The 15,729-nt window shown below is 39.4% G+C and carries 15 protein-coding genes; 10 read left to right on the top strand and 5 right to left on the bottom strand.

What is annotated here, in order from left to right; genetic code table 11:
* Positions 1-22: 22 nt before the first annotated feature.
* Positions 23-394, top strand: coding sequence for a hypothetical protein (locus AC504W_RS17865; protein WP_494873600.1), 372 nt, complete (start codon positions 23-25; stop codon positions 392-394).
* A 312-nt stretch (positions 395-706) separates the two neighbouring features.
* Here AC504W_RS17865 and AC504W_RS17860 read toward each other — a convergent pair whose 3' ends face one another.
* Positions 707-1,453 carry a DsbA family protein gene (locus AC504W_RS17860; RefSeq protein ID WP_494873598.1) on the bottom strand — a complete coding sequence of 249 codons (747 nt, stop codon included), beginning with the start codon at positions 1,451-1,453 and terminating at the stop codon, positions 707-709.
* A gap of 455 nt (positions 1,454-1,908) precedes the next feature.
* Here AC504W_RS17860 and trpS point away from each other — a divergent pair, with 455 nt between their 5' ends.
* The 5 genes from trpS (at position 1,909) to AC504W_RS17835 (ending at position 7,304) form a co-directional block, all read left to right on the top strand.
* Entirely contained in the window at positions 1,909-2,916 is a 1,008-nt protein-coding gene (gene trpS, locus AC504W_RS17855) for a tryptophan--tRNA ligase (RefSeq protein ID WP_494873596.1), read from the top strand.
* A 55-nt stretch (positions 2,917-2,971) separates the two neighbouring features.
* The gene (locus AC504W_RS17850) at positions 2,972-3,898 is read left to right on the top strand and encodes a methylenetetrahydrofolate reductase (protein ID WP_494873595.1); all 927 of its coding nucleotides are present in this window, start codon (positions 2,972-2,974) and stop codon (positions 3,896-3,898) included.
* 224 nt (positions 3,899-4,122) lie between these two features.
* On the top strand, positions 4,123-5,259 hold the full coding sequence (locus AC504W_RS17845) for a GmrSD restriction endonuclease domain-containing protein (RefSeq protein ID WP_494873594.1): 1,137 nt from the start codon (positions 4,123-4,125) through the stop codon (positions 5,257-5,259).
* Positions 5,256-6,365, top strand: coding sequence for an AAA family ATPase (locus AC504W_RS17840; protein ID WP_494873593.1), 1,110 nt, complete (start codon positions 5,256-5,258; stop codon positions 6,363-6,365). Before AC504W_RS17845 ends, AC504W_RS17840 begins: the two co-directional genes overlap by 4 nt.
* A gap of 3 nt (positions 6,366-6,368) precedes the next feature.
* Entirely contained in the window at positions 6,369-7,304 is a 936-nt protein-coding gene (locus AC504W_RS17835; RefSeq protein WP_494873592.1) for a hypothetical protein, read from the top strand.
* Positions 7,305-7,380: 76 nt separating this feature from the next.
* On the opposite strand, the gene AC504W_RS17830 is transcribed toward AC504W_RS17835, so the two are convergent.
* Together AC504W_RS17830 and AC504W_RS17825 are read right to left on the bottom strand one after the other, a co-directional pair.
* Positions 7,381-8,049, bottom strand: coding sequence for a Uma2 family endonuclease (locus AC504W_RS17830; protein ID WP_494873591.1), 669 nt, complete (start codon positions 8,047-8,049; stop codon positions 7,381-7,383).
* Positions 8,050-8,112: 63 nt separating this feature from the next.
* Positions 8,113-9,282 carry a cysteine desulfurase family protein gene (locus AC504W_RS17825; protein WP_494873590.1) on the bottom strand — a complete coding sequence of 390 codons (1,170 nt, stop codon included), beginning with the start codon at positions 9,280-9,282 and terminating at the stop codon, positions 8,113-8,115.
* 215 nt (positions 9,283-9,497) lie between these two features.
* Between AC504W_RS17825 and AC504W_RS17820 the strand changes: the two genes are divergently transcribed.
* From AC504W_RS17820 to AC504W_RS17805, 4 genes are all read left to right on the top strand, one after another.
* Entirely contained in the window at positions 9,498-11,126 is a 1,629-nt protein-coding gene (locus tag AC504W_RS17820; RefSeq protein WP_494873589.1) for a DUF655 domain-containing protein, read from the top strand.
* A gap of 645 nt (positions 11,127-11,771) precedes the next feature.
* Positions 11,772-12,017, top strand: a complete 246-nt coding sequence (locus AC504W_RS17815; protein ID WP_494873588.1) for a ChaB family protein — start codon at positions 11,772-11,774, stop codon at positions 12,015-12,017.
* A gap of 252 nt (positions 12,018-12,269) precedes the next feature.
* The gene (locus AC504W_RS17810; RefSeq protein ID WP_494878686.1) at positions 12,270-13,469 is read left to right on the top strand and encodes an NAD(P)/FAD-dependent oxidoreductase; all 1,200 of its coding nucleotides are present in this window, start codon (positions 12,270-12,272) and stop codon (positions 13,467-13,469) included.
* A gap of 135 nt (positions 13,470-13,604) precedes the next feature.
* Positions 13,605-14,255 carry an HAD-IA family hydrolase gene (locus tag AC504W_RS17805; protein WP_096578539.1) on the top strand — a complete coding sequence of 217 codons (651 nt, stop codon included), beginning with the start codon at positions 13,605-13,607 and terminating at the stop codon, positions 14,253-14,255.
* Between the two features lie 259 nt (positions 14,256-14,514).
* Here the strand turns inward: AC504W_RS17805 and AC504W_RS17800 are convergent, their stop codons facing one another.
* Both AC504W_RS17800 and folK read right to left on the bottom strand, forming a co-directional pair.
* Positions 14,515-15,060: an NUDIX hydrolase gene (locus tag AC504W_RS17800; protein WP_015115213.1), complete on the bottom strand. Its 546-nt coding sequence runs from the start codon at positions 15,058-15,060 to the stop codon at positions 14,515-14,517.
* A 73-nt stretch (positions 15,061-15,133) separates the two neighbouring features.
* Positions 15,134-15,682, bottom strand: a complete 549-nt coding sequence (gene folK, locus AC504W_RS17795; protein ID WP_494878684.1) for a 2-amino-4-hydroxy-6-hydroxymethyldihydropteridine diphosphokinase — start codon at positions 15,680-15,682, stop codon at positions 15,134-15,136.
* Positions 15,683-15,729: the final 47 nt, after the last annotated feature.

Here is a 15,729-nt window from a genome sequence, read left to right as displayed (position 1 = left end):
AGAGCAAGACAGTAATTAAAAAATGAGCTTTAACAATTCTCAATTGAATCTGGTAAATCTCCGCCCTTTGCTCACTTTATTAGCAGTTATCTGGTTGCTAGGTTCATTGGGCTTGGGTTGGTTAGTGAAGTCTGTATTTATTCTTTTTGCACTGCTGTCACTAGCACCTGTAGTTGCATTCTTTGGGTTTCGCTGGTGGCTGCAACGCAACTTAGTGGTTGACAAGTGTCCAGTCTGCGCCTACGAATTTACTGGTTTAAATAATAGCCAATTACAATGCCCTCATTGTGGAGAACAGCTATCAGTTCAGAAAGGTCACTTCCAGCGCTTTGCTCCAGAAGGCACAATTGATGTGACTGCGGTGGAAGTACAAGCCAAATCATTGGAAGATTAATAAAAAAGTATTCAGGAGTCAGAATGAAATTCTCGATGACTGACTGATGAATAAAATTTAACTTTGCAAGAGATTATTTAATGATGAGAGGTTAGCAATCAAGTGCTAACCTCTCATTTAATTTACAGCAGAGTCAAGAGCCTATTTTGATTCTGACATCATGTCCGGCAAATCAGTTATGGTTCGGTAAATCAGTGCAGAAACGACAAAACCCTCTCCCCTGCACCCCTGCTCCTCTGCACCCCTGCGGCCTTCATGATAAGTCTTTCACCGGACACGATATGACTCCTGGTTCTGCTGTAGTTAATGAGTTTAACTGGCCTTAGCCAACCTACCTTCAATTTCTGATGCTTGTACTGCACCAGTGTAATCACCAGTATTGATCACCAAGAAAGGCGTACCAGAGATACCTAAGTCATTGGCTAGTTGGAGGTCTTTTTCAACTGCTTTCTTCGCCAGCTTGCGATCGCTCTCAAATTTCGCTAAATTGAGATTCAATTTTTTAGCAATATCCACATACAAAGTTTCACCTAGTTGCTTTTGATTTTCAAACAAAGCATCATGGTATTCCCAGAACTTACCCTGTTGTTTCGCCGCCCAAGCCGCTTGCGCTGCTGGTAATGCTTCTGCATGGACTCCAGTCAAAGGAAAATTTTTATAAACCAATGTCAGATTATCTTTGTGCTTGTCTACTACTGACTTCAGAGTTTTATGTACCTCAGCACAGTAGGGACATTGAAAATCTGAGAATTCTACTAGCACAGTTTTAGATTTAGCCGCGCCAGTTGTTGGTGAATCCCCAATGATATCTTCAGGATTAGTTTTTAAATCATCTAAAAAAGCCTGTTGTACTTTCTGTAATTTCTCTTGCTTGCCCAGTTGATACTCTTGTAGGGCATTGATCACGAATTGTGGATTGTTACGGATAATTTCTAAGACTTGCTTTTCGAGTTGGGAATTAACATCGGTAGCTGCTTGTGCAGGTAATGTCCAGCCTAAGACTAGACAAAGCAGGCAAACGATAACCCAGGTACGTAAATACTGAAATAATTGTCGCATATCAAAATACTGAAAGTGATCTAGCACTATTTAAGTATTACCTACTGTATCTAAAGATAAAAAGTAGGGGAATGTAAATATTTCTTGTTGAGATAAGTGAGGATTAAACAGGGTTGCAGCCTGGTGATCTTTCGGGAATAGTTATCTTGATCTGGACTTTCTACTTAATTAAAAATTAAGGATTACCTATGATGACTTGGATAACTCATCCAATTTTGGATTTTGGATTTTGGATTTTGGATTGAAAATCTTGATTGCGAAACTATCAGTTGATATTTTGGCAATAATTTTCCAGGAACTAGCAATATAGTTGTGCTACTCCATTACTGCTTAATTTGATTGAAGTTGTCGCATCCTGTCACTTTATTACTCATAAAAAGTCTATAATGCCGTGTGACACGGCATCATAGGGATGAATACGTGCATGAACATTTAGCAAGAACTAGAGTGAATTTATGGGTAAGCAGCGTGTGCTGTCAGGAGTTCAACCAACTGGTAATTTGCATTTGGGTAACTACTTAGGTGCAATTCGCAACTGGGTAGAAATCCAAGACCAGTATGACAATTTCTTTTGTGTAGTAGATTTACACGCGATTACTGTACCGCATAATCCAGCGTCTTTAGCTGCTGATACTTACACCATCGCAGCACTTTACCTGGCCTGTGGGATTGATTTAAACCACTCCAGTATCTTTGTCCAATCCCACGTTTCCGCACACAGTGAACTTGCTTGGCTGCTTAACTGCATCACTCCCTTAAACTGGCTGCAAGATATGATTCAGTTTAAGGAAAAGGCTGTTAAACAAGGAGAAAACGTGAGTACAGGTTTGTTAATCTACCCTGTACTGATGGCGGCAGATATTTTGCTTTATCAAGCTGATAAAGTACCTGTGGGTGAAGACCAAAAGCAACATATTGAACTGACACGGGATATTGTCAACAGATTCAATCACCAATTTGCTAAGGATCAACCAGTATTGAAGTTACCAGACCCGTTGATTCGTAAAGATGGTGCAAGGGTGATGAGTTTGACAGATGGGACACGCAAAATGTCTAAGTCTGACCCATCAGAGTTAAGCCGGATTAATGTGTTAGATCCACCAGATCAGATTGCCAATAAAATTAAACGGTGCAAAACTGATCCTGTAAGGGGTTTAACTTTTGATGACCCAGAACGGCCAGAGTGTAATAACTTGTTAACGTTGTATATGCTGCTGTCTGGTCAGAGCAAAGAAGTAGTAGCCGCCGAATGCCAAGATATGGGTTGGGGACAATTCAAGCCGTTATTGACAGAAACAACAATTAATGCGTTAAAACCAATCCAAGAAAAATATCAGGCAATAATGAATGACAAGGGTTATCTGGAGTCTGTATTGCGTGATGGTAGGGAAAAAGCGCAAGCGATCGCAAATCAAACTCTCACACAAGTAAAATTGGCTTTGGGCTACTCCTTGCCTTTGTAGACGCTTTGAGGTGTGATTCGTTATACCCTGGAAGAATCCCAGACTATTAATGTGTATGTATCACACCCATAGCCCTACTGTGAGTTTATTCCAGAAAGCTGCCCAAGCAGGTGAATTTCTAGTAACTGCTGAGGTAGCGCCCCCAAAAGGGGGAAATCCGGCTCATACAATTGAAATGGCGGCGACTCTTAAGGGGAGAGTTCATGCTGTCAATATTACTGATGGTAGCCGTGCTGTGTTGCGGATGTCGTCGCTGGTGGCTTCAGCGATTTTATTACAAAACGGCATTGAGCCAGTTTGTCAGATGGCTTGCCGCGATCGCAACCGTATCGCTTTACAAGCCGACTTGATGGGCGCTCATGCTTTGGGTATTCGGAATATCTTAGCTTTAACAGGCGACCCAGTAAAAGCAGGCGACCACCCCGATGCGAAGAGTGTATTTGATTTAGAATCAGTGCGACTGCTGCAACTAATTCAAAAAATGAATCAAGGTGTTGATTGCAACGATAAACCCTTGACCGATGGCGCAACAGATTTATTTGTCGGTGCAGCCGTAGACCCTCAATGTGGTAGTTGGTCGGGTTTACAAAGCCGATTTGAACGCAAAGTCGCAGCCGGAGCGCAATTTTTTCAAAGTCAATTAATCACTGATTTTGAAAGACTAGAAAAGTTCATGGATAAGATAGCTTCTGTGCATAAAAAACCAATTCTTGCCGGAATTTTTCTGTTGAAATCAGCGAAAAATGCTCAATTTATTAATAGGTGTGTTCCAGGTGTAAATATACCAGAACATATTATTGATAGATTAGCCAAAGCCAAAGACCCCCTAGAAGAAGGTGTCAAAATTGCCGCCGAACAAGTACAAATAGCAAGGCAATTATGTCATGGTGTCCATATTATGGCAGTGAAGCGGGAAGATTTGATTCCCAAGATTTTGGATTTGGCGGGAGTGCATCCTGTTGATTTGGTTGTAGCGAAGTAGTCTAAGTCAGGTGTCGGATTTTTTCTTCCAGCAGTTGGGATTAACCAGCTGCTTTCTTATTGACTGAATATGGCAATGAGGATTAGTTGAGGTTAGTTCCAAACCTTAAGGTAAAAAGAGAGTACGATTAAAAGAGATTCATCCAATTATAACAATCTTCTCTTTATACTTGAGTTACTATCACAAAGGATTAAGTTGAAGGTAGATAATCAGAAGGAAGCATTATGACAAATTCAAATCATATCAATTTAGAAATACTAGAAGAAGAAAATGAAATAGAACAAGATGATATCGAGCCAGAAGAAGAGTTTATTAATGAACCTTTCGACCCTAATCTTATTCGAGTTGATACTCGACCAATGACTATTGATCTTGTGTTGAAAAGAATTAAATTCAATGAGATTGATCTGGCTCCTGAATTTCAACGTCAAGATGGTATTTGGACACCTACTGCTGAAAGTAGACTGATTGAATCTATTCTAATTCGCATACCACTTCCTGCATTTTATATGGATGCTACTAATGATAACAAATGGCTAGTTATCGATGGTCTGCAAAGGTTGAGTACACTAAGAAAATTTGCTATTGAAAAAACACTTGTTCTACAAAATTTAGAATTTTTAATACATCTTAATGGTAAAAAATATGATGACTTACCTCGTAACTATCAACGTCGTATAGAAGAAACATATATTACAGTTTATTTAATTGATAAAGGAACTCCTCCTGAAGTTAAATATAATATTTTCAGAAGAATTAATACAGGCGGAGTTCCTCTTTCTCCTCAAGAACTCCGTCATGCTTTAAATCCAGGGCAAGCTACAAAATTTTTAGATAAACTTGCTAAATCTCAAGAATTTAAAACAGTTACCAACATCACAAAAGCTCGGCAAAAACGTATGGATGATCATGAATTTGTTCTTGGTTTTATAGCTTTTTATTTAATGCCTTATGAAACTTATCCAATTAAACATGGTAGAGACTATTTTCTCAATGAGGCTATGTTAAAAATTAACAATATGACTCAGGATAAACTTTATGAGGTAGAAGATAAATTTAAACTTGCTATTCTGACAGCTTATTCTGTATTTGGTAAATATGCTTTTAGAAAAATGTTTCATAATAACCAAAAAATGCAACCTATTAATAAGGCTTTGTTTGAGGCTTGGTCTGTTACCCTTAGTAAATTAAATAACCAAGAAACTGAATTAATAAAACAACGCAAAGATAGAGTTATCAATGAATTTGTCAGATATATCGAACAAGATGACGAATTTGTGAAATCAATATCTCAAGCGGCTGTTAAAGTTAATTATAGATTTCAGACAATCGAAACAATTGTTAGAGAAGCACTATTATGATTGGTTTACTGCAATTGAGAAATTTCAAACCTTTTGAGCAACAGTCAATTGATTTCAAAACTCTAACCTTGCTTGCTGGACTTAACAGTACTGGTAAATCTTCTGTTATTCAGTCGCTTTTGCTGCTCCGTCAATCTTATCAACAAGATTTATTACCCTCTATCGGTTTAGCTCTAAATGGTGATTTAGTTTGCATAGGTACAGCTCAAGATGCTTTATTTGAGTCAGCAAAAGAAGACTCAATTGGTTTTGAAGCCTTATGGAGAAATGGAGCAAAAGGCACTTGGCTTTTTGACTATAACAAAGAAGCAGATGTTCTCACTCTTGCGTCACCAGCAACATCTTCTAATATATATGAATTAAGCCTTTTTAGTGATAAGTTTCATTACTTACAAGCAGAACGTATCGGCCCTAGAACATATTCCGATATATCTGATTTCCAAGTAAGGCAGCATCAACAACTGGGAACTAAAGGACAGTATACTGTGCATTTTATCTCTGTTTATAGAGACAAAAATATTCCCAATCCCAAACTTAGTCATCCTAAAGCTATCTCCTTAAATCTTATAGATCAAGTAGAAGCATGGATGGGAGAAGTTAGCCCAGGAACACGACTGCAAATAAAATCTAATCCAGATATGGATTTGGTAAGCGTTCAGTACTCCTACGGTTTGAGTAAAGCTCACCGTGCAACTAATGTTGGTTTTGGTATCTCTTATACTTTGCCGATCATTGTGGCAGTACTTGCTTCTGAGCCTGATACACTAATTGTAGTTGAAAACCCAGAGGCTCATCTTCATCCCAGAGGACAAGCCAAAATGGGAGAATTACTAGCACTTGCAGCGAGTTGTGGTGTTCAAGTGATTATAGAAACTCATAGCGATCATGTTTTAAATGGAATTCGTCTTGCTGTTCATGCAGGTAAGCTTAAGCCAGAGGATGTTCAATTAAACTATTTTCAACGGCAGGAACAAGAAGGGCAATTCTTCACAACAGTAGTATCACCGTGCATTAATCGCAGTGGAAGAATTGACAAATGGCCAGATGGATTCTTTGATGAATGGGACAAGAGTTTGGAAGTTTTACTAGAGCCTGTCGGAGAATAAAGAGTGGATTTAGAAATAGTTTTTAATGAACTATCTCTTCAAGCTCCTGCTGCTGATATTAACACAGCACGACTTTGGATGGAAGAATTTATAAATACAATACTTTCAGTAAAGCCACCTGCTGCGTTTAAAAGGAAGCTTCGTACTAAAAGTGATTTCAATCATTTACTACTGGCACCAGATTACCCTTTAGTTAAATGGCGCAACGATCCAGATGTAGATCCAGAAAAACGAAGATTTATAAGAACTCTTCAAGATAAAAATGATCCACCCTTACCAGAGATTGCTGATCCAGGAATTGAGGTAATTTATGAGCAACAAAAAGCTATTGGCCTCTATTACGCTTTTGTCTTCAATTCTCTTGCAATAAGTTTACCATCTGATCCACAGTGGAATTTAAGCCGTTTAAAGGTTGAGGTCATCACAGTAGACGAAGACGAAGTTGTTACTACTCATGAAACTGTATTACACGCTAGTTGTTGCAACCATGTAGAGGAACATTGCAATTGGATTCAGGCTTTTCAAGAGCGTCTTCGTCAAGAAGTTGTTGATGGCTTAGATTTATGGAACCGTAGAGAAGAATTATTCCCATCCCTGCTTTTTTGTGAAAACGTGAGTAAGCAAATACAAACTCTATATGTCGGTACTCCAGTGCTTAGACAGGTTGTTAAAAAATTGTTTGAGCTTGAAAACTACTGCAAAATTTGGACAGACGGAGCTTTTAATTCAGACTTACTACCAAGCAAAACTACACCAGAAAGTGCTTCTAGGCTCCAGCAATTAAAAGATGAACTCACTTTTTTGTGTCCAGATGGTAAGACACGAGTTTTTAGTTTTCATGTCCGGATGACAGGTGGAGGAGCTTGGCGGCTTCATTTCTCTGAAGAATTAGGGCCTGGCAAAATTATTATTGGTTACATTGGCCCAAAAATACAATAAATTTTCTTTTCCAGATCATACCCAGATACTAGAATCAGACAGTAGATTTATGAAATTTAATCACCAGTAGAATCCACTAAATAGAATCTGGGTCAATACCTAATTTTTGCAGTTTTGCGGCCAAGCGATCGCCTCTTTGTGTCTGTTGATATGCGATTTCTTCTGGCGTAGGAACTAATTCACCTTCAGCCGTAAAAAAGCGTAATTTATTTTGATCAATTCCTAAATACAACTCTAACTGCTGACTCCATAACCAACCTTGAGCGTTTGGTTCTAATGGTTGATACTTACCAGCTACCAAAACAAACCCAGCAAATTCTAAATTATGGGGGTCAAACCAAAAGTATTCCGGCGTGCGAAAGGTGTTTTGATAAATTTCTTTTTTTAAGCCTCTATCTGTTGCAGCGGTAGAATCTGAGAGCAGTTCAATAATCACGTTGGGATATTTACCGTCTTCTTGCCAAACAACCCAGCTTTTACGAGGTTGGCGTTCTGTCCCCAACACGACAAAAAAATCAGGGCCGCGAAAATATTCTGACTTGCGTTGGCGCGGACTGTAGTAAATAGTGATATTTCCAGAGACATAAAAATCATTGCGGTTGCTCCACCACAATTCTAGACACTGAATTAGCAGCGTCATTTGTAGCCGATGTAAGTCACTTTCCAAAGGCGGTTCGTCGCTATATAAATCCCCTGGGGGAAATATAACATCTTCTGGAGTTTCTAAATCTGGAGCAACAGACATGACTACAACTATCTCATTGCTATCAGTTTAGCGTAGCAATGCAATGTCATACCTGATCTTCAATCAGCGTGTGGCTAATGTAAAATCTGCGGTGAGTCGTTGTAAAACTTGTTTCAACACCATCGCTGTCCACTCGATGTCTGCTTCAGTAGTATCTCGTCCTAATGTGATGCGAATACCTCCCAAGGCGGCTTTTTGAGAATAGCCCATTGCTAATAATATGGGGCTAGGGCTGAGTTTACCGCTATGACAAGCAGCACCAGCACTAATGCCAATACCTGCTAAATTTAATTGTCGCACCAAGGTTTTACCGCTGAGTTTTTGGCCGTCGGCATATTCCAGACAGAAACTTGCATGATGTGGTAAGCGATGGATGCGATCGCCTGTGGGAATTAAACCGGGTACATCTGCTAACAATGCAAACAAGCGATCGCGCAAATCAATTAATCTTGGTGTTTCGGTGGCTAGTTCTTTGGCGGCTAATTCAGCAGCGACACCAAACCCAGCTATTATTGGCACAGCTTGTGTTCCAGAACGCAACCCCATTTCTTGCCCACCACCTGTCAGCATAGGCATTAACTTTACACCAGGACGAATATACAACGCTCCTGCACCTTGTGGCCCGTAGATTTTGTGGCTAGAAATGCTGAGTAAATCGACTGGTAATGTCTGCACATCAATGGGTAAACGTCCCGCAACTTGCACTGCATCGGTGTGGAAGATTGCACCATGCGATCGCGCAATATTGCCCAATTCGCTAATTGGCTGAACTGTCCCAACTTCACTTTGTCCGTAAATTATTGATACTAAGACAGTGTTATGTCGCAATGCAGCCTTTAAATCTAAGGGGTTAACTCTACCTTGGCTATCCACTCCCAAAGTTGTGATTTCCCAACCCCACATTTCCAGCATCCGTGCTGTTTCGGCAATGGCGGAATGTTCCACATTAGAAATAATGATATGTTGCGGTACAGTATACAACCGAGCAACACCAATAATTGCCAGATTATCTGCTTCTGTACCACCAGCGGTAAAAATAATTGATTCGGGATGAGTAGCGTTAATTAAGTCTGCAACTTGAACTCTGGCTTGTTCGAGAACTATAGCCGCCCGTTGTCCCCATTCATGCAAACTAGAAGGATTACCCCACTGTTGAGTGAGGACTGCTTGCATTGCTGCGATCGCTTCTGGGCGAGTTGGAGTAGTAGCACTGTAATCTAAATATATTTGCATATCACAACACTTAAGCGAAAAAACACAGACATGGGACTACTCACTATTTTCATCATAGATAGTTCTCTAGTTAAATCTTGAGAAAATGTGAATTAATGTGCATCAATAGGCGGATTTTTTAATTGCCAAGCAAGCTGTTTACCTCTTTAAATAGGCGTACTGTATTTTGGGAACAATAACTATGTTCACTACCAATTCACTTTTAGCAGATTACCGTGCCAATTTTTCGTCAACCCAGTTATTTTTGGCTATTTGCCTTAATATTTGTTACCACTGCTTGTCAACAACCTAAATCATCTCATCAGGGTTTATCACCTTTACCTCAAGATTCATTTATTCAAGTCTATTTAAATCATTCTGAATCTTCAGAATATCAAGAATCTTACCGTCAGCAAACTCGACTGGGAGATGACTTAGAAAAAATCATTGCCGATACTATTTCTCAAGCTAAATCTACTGTAGATGTGGCGGTGCAAGAATTACGCTTACCCAAGGTTGCCCAAGCATTAGTAGACAGACAAAAAGCTGGGGTGAAAGTTAGATTAATTTTAGAAAATAGCTATAGTCGTTCTTGGAGTAGCTATACACCAAATGATATCAAAAAACTAGCACCAAGAGACCGAGAAAAATATAATGAATTTCATCAATTTATTGATTTAAATAAAGATAACAAACTCAGCCCAGAAGAAATTAATCAAAGAGACGCATTAGTAATTGTTCAAAATGCCAAAATTCCCTGGATAGATGATCAAGCTGATGGTTCCGCAGGCAGTAGTTTGATGCACCACAAATTTGTGATTGTTGATAATCGCATTGTAATTGTTAGTTCTGCTAATTTTACCCTCAGCGATACTTCAGGCGATTTTACCAGTCGCACCAGTTTAGGTAATGCTAATAATTTACTAAAAATTGATAGTCCAGAATTAGCATCTGTGTTTACCCAAGAATTTAATATTATGTGGGGTGATGGCGCTGGAGGTAAGCCAGATAGCCAATTCGGTTTGAACAAACCACTGCGTTCTCCTAAACAAATTACTTTGGGCGCAAGTAAAATTACAGTCCAGTTTTCTCCAGCTTCTCCCACTCAACCTTGGAGTAAAACTAGTAATGGTTTAATTGGTGAACATTTAAATTCTGCTACTAAATCTATTGATTTGGCATTATTTGTATTTTCTGAACAGCATCTTGCCGATATTTTAGAACAACGTCATCAGCAAAGTGTAGGTATTCGCGCTTTGATTGACACTCAATTTGCCTATCGTTTCTACAGTGAAGCTTTAGATATGATGGGAGTTGCATTGAGTAATAAGTGTAAGTATGAAATTGATAATAAACCTTGGACAAATCCTATTACTAGTGTTGGTGTACCTGTGTTAGCTAAAGGGGATTTATTGCATCATAAATTTGCTGTAATTGATAATGATATAGTTATTACTGGTTCGCACAATTGGTCAGATGCAGCTAATAGTGGCAATGATGAAACATTGATAGTAATTGAAAATCCTCAAGTGGCGGCTCATTATGTGCGGGAATTTGCCCGTCTTTATGCCAAAACTCAAATTGGTTTACCATCAGAAATACAGGCAAAAATTCCAGCAGAGACGAAAAAATGTCCTAAGATAGTTGCACCAACATCGAGTCAAAATCAACTAACTCAAAAAGTTAATTTCAATACAGCTACTCTGGAAGAATTAGTCATTCTTCCTGGTGTGGGTAAAAAGTTAGCACAGAAGATAATTATTGCGCGTCAACAACAAAAATTTACATCCCTACAAGATTTAGAACGTATTCCCGGTGTGAGCGCAAAGATGCTAGATAAATGGCGTGATTATGTGAGCTTTTAATATATTTGCTTGACGTTTTATTAATTATTTGTATTTGCTTCATTGACCAAAAAAATTTAAATATTTTGCAGATTAAGAAAGCTTCGCTATAGAGTAATTGAGCGGTTGATTAGCAACTATAGCAAAAGGCAGGAGGCAGGAGGAACAGTCTGATTATTTCTGGCATTCACGCTTTCAAATTGTCCTAACATATCTGACTACCGCTATAGTTATTTACTGGCAATACTTGAATTGTAATGTATTGATTTATACATTTTTATTTTCTTTGACCAAGACCTAGTTGTTAATCTCAGCAATGAAGATTTGATCATTGTACGCGGCAACATCAAAACCGCAGAACAGCAACTTTCAGCTTGATTAGTGCCTGAAATTTTACGATAGAGGCTAGTACAACCAGGAAAAAGAAAGAATAGTGACACCATAAGCTTTTTAGTAATTCCAGATGGTGTGTTTATTGACGTAGACCTATGCTAATTGATATATATGACGATCGCTTGCCTAATTTAGAGCGATCGCCTTTTTATGCAAAATAAATATTTCTGTTGACTTATTTATATTTATTATTTATTTCTACTGAAAGTAAGAGGAAGTTTTATTCATAAATTTTCTAGCATGTACCCAGGTCAAGGTAACTGGAGTTAATTTATGCCTTATAACAAAATAGAAGAATTACCCCAAGATATTCAACAAAAACTGCCTCAACACGCCCAACAAATTTTCTTTGCTGCTTTTAATGCTTCCCAAAGCGATGGTTTAAGTGAAGAAGGTGCGACTAATGTTGCTTGGAATAGTGTAAGAAACGAATACGAACAAGGCCAAAACGGCGAATGGCACAGAAGGTCTGAAGATACAGCCGTACACAATAAAGCAGTTACTTCTGGTGGTAATTAAATCATAAAAATCAGGCTGACAGCAGAATGTTTAAGTTAACAAAACTTTCTGTTAGAGTGTGATTCATTCCAGCTTAGTTAGATCAATTAAATTGGAATTTTACTTGAGCAAAAGGCGCTTTGTAATTAATGCAAACCGCCTTTTGCGTTTAAATATTGGGAAAAAATTATCATATTTTGAGTCAATAGAGGGAAATAAATCATTACACTGAGAGGTAGATGCCCTGCTGGGATTGACCGTCCTATACAAATGATGACTAAACAAACTCACAGAATTTTAATCCTTGGTGGAGGCTTTGGTGGTCTCTACACCGCGTTGCGCTTAAGCCAGTTACCTTGGGAATCTCAGCAAAAACCCGAAATTGTACTGGTAGATCAAAGCGATCGCTTTCTATTTTCCCCTTTACTCTACGAATTGCTCACAGGTGAACTGCAAACTTGGGAAATTGCCCCTCCCTTCGCCGAACTCCTCCAAGGCACAGGTGTACGCTTTTACCAAGCAGTAGTATCAGGAATTGATACCGACCAACAACGAGTACAATTACAAGATGGGCCAGAAATTGCCTATGATCGCTTAGTACTGGCTTTAGGTGGAGAAACACCACTAGATATGGTTCCTGGTGCGACTTCCTACGCCCTACCGTTCCGCACCATCAATGATGCTTACCGTCTGGAACAACGACTGCAAATTTTGCAAGAATCCGATGCTGATAAAATTCGGATAGCGATCGTTGGTGCTGGTTACAGTGGTGTTGAACTAGCTTGTAAATTAGCCGACAGGCTGGGCGAAAAAGGCCGTTTGCGCTTAATTGAAATCAGCGACCAAATCTTACGCACCTCCCCAGAGTTTAACCGTGAAACTGCCAAAAAAGCTTTAGACGCAAGGGGTGTATTTATTGATTTAGAAACCAAAGTCGAATCAATTAGTGCAGATACCATCTCCTTAGAATACAAAAATCAAATCGATACAATTCCTGTAGATTTAGTTATTTGGACTGTAGGTACACAAGTAGCACCTGTAGTTAAAAACTTACCTTTCAAGCAAAACCAGCGCCATCAAATCACGACTACACCAACCTTACAAGTTCTTGACCACCCAGAAATTTTTGCCTTGGGCGATTTAGCCGACTGTCGTGATGCGGAAGATCAACAAATTCCCGCCACAGCCCAAGCAGCTTTTCAACAAGCTGATTATACTGCGTGGAATATCTGGGCTTCTTTGAGCGATCGCCCATTGTTACCCTTCCGCTACCAAAAACTAGGAGAAATGATGGCGTTGGGAACAGATAACGCTACTTTGACTGGTTTAGGAGTCAAACTAGATGGTTCTTTAGGTTATGTTGCGCGTCGTCTAGCCTATCTGTATCGAATGCCGACTTTAGAACATCAACTCAAAGTTGGTTTTAATTGGCTAGTCCGTCCTATTATAGAGACACTTTCTCAGTCAATCTAAATCTCATATCATTTTAGATTTTGGACTTCGGCTGCGCTCAGTCGAACGATTTTAGATTGATTGGGGGTTCTTCATCAGTGCCTTTCTTGTTTTGCATTGGTATCACCTTCAAAATACATAATCACAAACAGTTTGATGGAACGACCGAAAGTTATTTTTCTGGATGCTGTCGGCACAATATTCGGCGTAAAAGGCAGTGTGGGCGAAGTATATAGTCAGATAGCCAAAGAATTTGGTGTAGAAGTTTCTGCGGCCAGATTAAATCACGCATTCATCCAAAGTTTTAAAGCCGCACCACCACCAATATTTTTAGATGCAGAACCAGCAGATATCCCTCAACGAGAATTTGATTGGTGGCGGATAATTGCCCTTAATACCTTTGAGACGGCTGGTTTTCTCCAGCAATTTTCTGACTTTTCGGCTTTTTTTAGCGAACTTTACATTCACTTTGGGACTGCTGAACCTTGGTTTATCTATGCTGATGTTTTGCCTTCGCTCATGAACTGGCGGCATTTGGGCATTGAATTAGGAATCATATCTAACTTTGATTCTCGAATTTATTCAGTGTTGCAAAGTTTAGGTATTAGTGATTATTTCACTTCGGTGACAATTTCTACCCAAGCACGCGCTGCTAAACCTGATACCCAAATTTTTGCCGTTGCTTTAGAAAAACACGATTGTTTACCAGAAGCAGCATGGCATATTGGTGACAGTATTATCGAAGATTATCAAGGGGCAAAAGCTGCGGGAATGCGGGGGATTTGGATCAATCGGGATAAAAAATAGAATGTCTGCTAGAGACAAATTGCATACCGGGGATAGGTCATTACTCATGACCCATCCCCGTTTAAATTTAGTGGAGAGGATAAATTTATTTACGTTTGGTATCATCACTCCAAACACTATCGAAAGTTAATTTCTATCGTGCTATTTGGACTGGAATATTAACCACTTCTTCCGCATATTCTGGCTCGATTTCTGCTATAAAAAAAGATACCCGACTGTTTGGAAAAGTCGGGTATCTGAACCTATATATTGAAAAAAGTTACAAAAAAGGACGTGCTAAGAAAAAGCTGGCGATTGATTTAGCATCTACGGGTTCACCTTGTAAAATTGCGGCTTCCAGTTCCTCTGGTGTCATAAGAACCGTTTCAATGTCTTCGTCTTCGTCTTGTTTTGGTGGTGTTTCTAGCTTTTCTAAATCTTGGGCGAGAAAAGCATAAATAATTTCGTCGGAATATCCAGGCGCAAGGAAAAATTCTCCAAGTTTGCGCCATTTTTGGGCGCTATAGCCTGTTTCTTCCTCAATTTCCCGCTTGACTGTTGCTTGCGGATCTTCATTGCGTTCTAAAGTTCCTGCGGGAAATTCTAAGATTCTGCCTTGAACGGCGAAGCGATATTGACGTACAAGTACCAGTTTTCCTTCATTGGTTACAGGTACAGCTAACGCCCCACCTGGGTGACGAATACATTCCCATTCGCCTTCCGATTTATTTGGTAAACGCAAGCGATTGACTTCAAAATCAAATTTGCGTCCTTTATGAAACAGACGTTGTTTTAATAACTGCGGTAATTCTCTACCTAATGGCATAGTTATAGTTTTATCTTTTCAAAATCAACGAACAAACACTGTTTGTCGTTTGTGGGATCAGGATTTTGTGTGTTTATTGGTAGTGACTTGAATTGCTCTTCAGTAAATGTACATCAGAACAGTCTACATCTTTTACCAACTGTTTGATCGTGTATCCGGAAACTGGCTCAATCCAATCTGGAGCAATTTCGGCTAGGGGAACTAAAACAAATGCTCGCTCGCGCATCCGGGGATGGGGGATTTGCAGGGTTGGGGTGTCGAGAATTACTTGATCGTACAACAACAAGTCTAAATCAAGCGATCGCGGCCCCCACCTTTCTTGCCGCACTCGCCCAAATTGCTGTTCTGTGGCTAACAAGGTTTCTAGCAATAACTGCGGTGTCATGTCTACTTGCAAGGTTACGCAGCCATTAATGTAATCTGGCTGCGGTGGCCCTACTGCTTTGGTTATATACCAACTGGATGTTGCTTCTAATTGCATTGTTGGTATAAAGCTTAACTGAGCGATCGCTGCTTCTAAGATTTTTCGAGAATCACCAAGATTACTACCAAGTGCTACAGCAATCCGCCCAGACCTTTTATCACTAAGAGATTCTTGTCCACTATCATGAGGATGATTGATTATATTTTGCTCCCCATTGAGACCGGATAGTTTTAACAATTTTTCTT

The organism is Nostoc sp. C96, assembly GCF_059384975.1.
Note: the sequence above shows the minus strand (reverse complement) of the source record. Positions and strands in the feature narration are given on the sequence as shown.